Consider the following 3,444-nt stretch of genomic DNA (forward strand, 5'->3'; position numbering starts at 1 on the left):
CGGCGCCGGCCGGCCGCCGCGTGCCGGCGGCGCGTCAGGCCTCGGCGCGGGCCGCCGTGCGCGCGGGCGCGTGCATCGGCATCTCGGTCATGCCCGGGAAGTAGACGTGCAGGCTGACCGCCGGCTCCAGGGAGTCGTTCACGATCTCGTGGAGGTGACCGGGCGCGAAGACGCGCTGGGCGCCCGGCTCCAGGACGCGCCGCGCGGGGCCCGAGGGGCCGGAGGCGGTGTTGCGCTCGGTCAGCGTGCCGCCCAGGACGGTGAGCACGCCGGAGGAGGGGCCGTGGTGGTGCAGGCCGGTGCCCTGGCCGGGCAGCCAGGACAGCAGCCACACCTCGTAGCCGGGTCCGGTGCGCAGCCGGTGGTACCAGCGGGTGGTCGCGTCGTACCGCACCAGGTGCTCCCACCGGGGGCGGTCCGCGGCGATCGTCCGGGCCAGCCCGGCGAAGTCCGCGACGGTGGACGGGTGTTCGCGCTCCGGCTGGAGCAGGTGGAGGACCTCGAGGATGTCGCCGGCGATCTGCAGGTCGCTGTCGCTGTTCATGGGTGCGCTGGTTCCTGTGGCGGGGAGGGATGCGGGGCGGGGGAGGGTGCGGCACCGCTTCCGCCGGGGTCCGGGTCACGGACCGTGACGGCTGGGCCCTGGTGCGGGCCCGCAGAGGCGGTGGGGACGAGAGGTCCCGGAGGGGTGCGCGGCCTGCCCGGGGGTGCCGGGCGGGCTACGGCCGGAGCGTCAGAGGCTCAACAGCCGGTGCGGCGGCAACAGGACTGACAACAGGGCTGACAGCCGGGGCGAACGGGGGCAGCACCGAGGGACCCGGCGGAGCGGGTCGGGGCGGATGCCGAGTTCGCGAGCATGCCCCTCAGCACACCGGGTCACACCATCCGTGTCAACTCGACCACTCGCGAATGGGACGAACTTCACCTTCTGGGGGTGTTCTGAGAAGAGGGAGGTTTGTGCCCGGGGTGGCCGGGACACATGGCGCACAACCGGACGCGTCAAACCTGTCGGTGCCGACCGCCTCCGTCCCGAGCCGTGATCCCGCCGTGATCGGGCGCGCTTCGGGCCGGTGGGTGACCCTCCGTCAGTCCGTCGAAGTTCAGGATGATTTGAACACTTTTGACGGGGGCTTGGTTCGGCAGGGTGAATAAGGGGCTCAATAGCAGATCCTGGCTTGACTCGCCCGGAGCGGCACACTTGTAATTTCACTCGTGTCGTTCGGCCACCGTCGGTGATGGCCGGATCACACGGGGACATCACGGGGACGCGGAAGAACGGACGAGGGGCGCAGGCATGACCGAGCTGGTGCAGCAACTGCTGGTCGACGACGCGAACGAGGAGCTCGGCTGGCAGGAGCGCGCGCTGTGCGCCCAGACCGACCCCGAGTCCTTCTTCCCGGAGAAGGGCGGGTCCACGCGGGAGGCCAAGAAGGTCTGTCTCGCCTGCGAGGTCCGGTCCGAATGCCTTGAATACGCGCTCGCCAACGACGAGCGCTTCGGGATCTGGGGCGGACTCTCCGAGAGGGAGCGCCGCCGGCTGAAGAAGGCCGCCGTCTGACGGTCCGGCCGCCTCCGGGCGACCGGACAGACGGCACAGTTCGTTCCACAACAGACGGCCCGCCGTCCGTGGGTGACCCACGGGCGGCGGGCCGTCTGTCGCGCAGCCGTTAGTGTGGCTCTCCGTCCGAGACGCCGCGCACTCCCCGGCCGAGGCAGCAGCCCCCGGGACAGCTGCCTGACGGGAGTGGGGGCGTCCACCGCAGTCCATCGAACCGGGGCCTGTACCTCGATGACCGTGCACAGCCATACGGCAGTCCACCAGACAGCAGTCTCCCAAGGCGGCGCCACTCCCGAGTTCCCGCGCCACGTGGTCACGGCGGTGCTCGTCGCCCACGACGGCGCCCGCTGGCTCCCCGACGCGCTCGCGGGGCTGCTCGGCCAGGAGCGTCCGGTCCAGGACGCCTTCGCCGCCGACACCGGCAGCGCCGACGACTCCGCGCACCTGGTCACCGAGGCGCTCGGCCCGGACCGCGTGCTGCACCTCGCCCGCCGCACCGGCTTCGGCCAGGCCGTCGACGAGGTCCACCGGACGGCGCCCGTCCTCACCCCCGAGGACCTGCCCTACCTCAAGCGGCCCAGCGGCTGGGACCCGGTCACCCGCACCTGGCGGGACGAGACCTACGACCTCCCCGACCTGCCGCACGGCGAGCCGGTGCAGTGGCTCTGGCTGCTCCACGACGACTGCGCGCCCGCCCCGGACGCGCTGGCCCACATGCTGGCGGTCGTCGAGCGCGAGGCCGAGGCGGGCCGCGAGGTCGCCGTGGTGGGCCCCAAGCTGCGCGGCTGGTACGACCGCCGGCAGCTCCTCGAGGCCGGCGTCACCATCGCCAACAGCGGCCGCCGCTGGACCGGCCTGGACCGCCGCGAGCAGGACCAGGGCCAGCACGACTTCGTGCGGCCCGCCCTCGCCGTCTCCACCGCCGGCATGCTGATCCGCCGCGACGTCTACGAGGAGCTCGGCGGCTTCGACCGCCGGCTGCCGTTGATGCGCGACGACATCGACCTCTGCTGGCGCGCCCAGTCCCGGGGCCACCGCGTCCTGGTCGCCCCCGAGGCCGTCGTCCGGCACGCCGAGGCCGCCTCCCGCGAGCGCCGCGACGTCGACTGCGTGGGCCGCACCGTCGCCTCCCCGCACCGCGTGGACAAGGCCGGCGCCGTCTACACCCTGCTCGTCAACAGCCCCGGCTCCGCCCTGCCCTGGGTCCTGCTGCGCCTGGTCCTCGGCACCGTGCTGCGCACCGTCGCCTACCTCGTCGGCAAGCTGCCCGGACAGGCCCTGGACGAGATCCGCGGTCTGCTCGGGGTGCTGCTGAGGCCCGAGCGGATCCTCGCCGGACGCCGTCGCAGGGCCCGCCCGGTGGCCGGCAAGGACGAACTGCGCGAACTCTTCCCGCCCCGCGGCGCCACCCTGCGGGCCACCCTGGAGCAGGCCGCGGGCAGCATGACCCGCCGCTCCGACCCCGAGGCCACCACCGGCGCCGGCCGGCACGGCGGCGGCGGCGACGCCGACGAGGCGTTCGTCCAGCCCGAACAGCACGCCCGCCTCAAGCGCATCGCCCGCAACCCGGCCCCGGTGCTCTTCGCGCTGCTGCTGCTGGTCTCGCTGGTCGCCTGCCGCTCGCTGTTCTCCGGCGGCGCGCTGGCGGGCGGCGCCCTGCTGCCCGCCCCCGACAGCGCCTTCGACCTGTGGGCCTCCTACACCTCCGCCTGGCACCCGGTCGGCGCCGGAGGCACCGGGGCGGCGCCCCCGTACCTCGCCGTGATCGCCGCCCTCGGCACCCTGTTCGGCGGCTCCGCCGGCCTCGCGGTCACCTTCCTGCTGGTCTGCTCGGTGCCGCTGGCCGGCCTGAGCGCCTACTTCGCCTCCCGCCCGCTGGTCCCTTC

Annotated in this window: 2 protein-coding genes and 1 pseudogene; 2 read left to right on the plus strand and 1 reads right to left on the minus strand. The window is 73.9% G+C overall.

Annotated elements, in window-relative coordinates; translation table 11 throughout:
* Positions 1–34 precede the first annotated feature (34 nt).
* A complete protein-coding gene (locus tag A2U95_RS12925; protein ID WP_166022268.1) occupies positions 35–544 on the minus strand; it encodes a cysteine dioxygenase in 510 nt (169 codons plus the stop codon).
* A 750-nt stretch (positions 545–1,294) separates the two neighbouring features.
* Between A2U95_RS12925 and A2U95_RS12930 the strand changes: the two genes are divergently transcribed.
* Positions 1,295–1,558: a WhiB family transcriptional regulator gene (locus A2U95_RS12930; protein WP_108951581.1), complete on the plus strand. Its 264-nt coding sequence runs from the start codon at positions 1,295–1,297 to the stop codon at positions 1,556–1,558.
* A gap of 231 nt (positions 1,559–1,789) precedes the next feature.
* Positions 1,790–3,444: pseudogene (locus A2U95_RS32645) on the plus strand (glycosyltransferase family 2 protein); the annotation flags it as partial.

Origin of the sequence: Streptomyces chilikensis (assembly GCF_001642695.1) — a bacterium.
GTDB classification, from domain to species: Bacteria; Actinomycetota; Actinomycetes; order Streptomycetales; family Streptomycetaceae; genus Streptomyces; species Streptomyces chilikensis.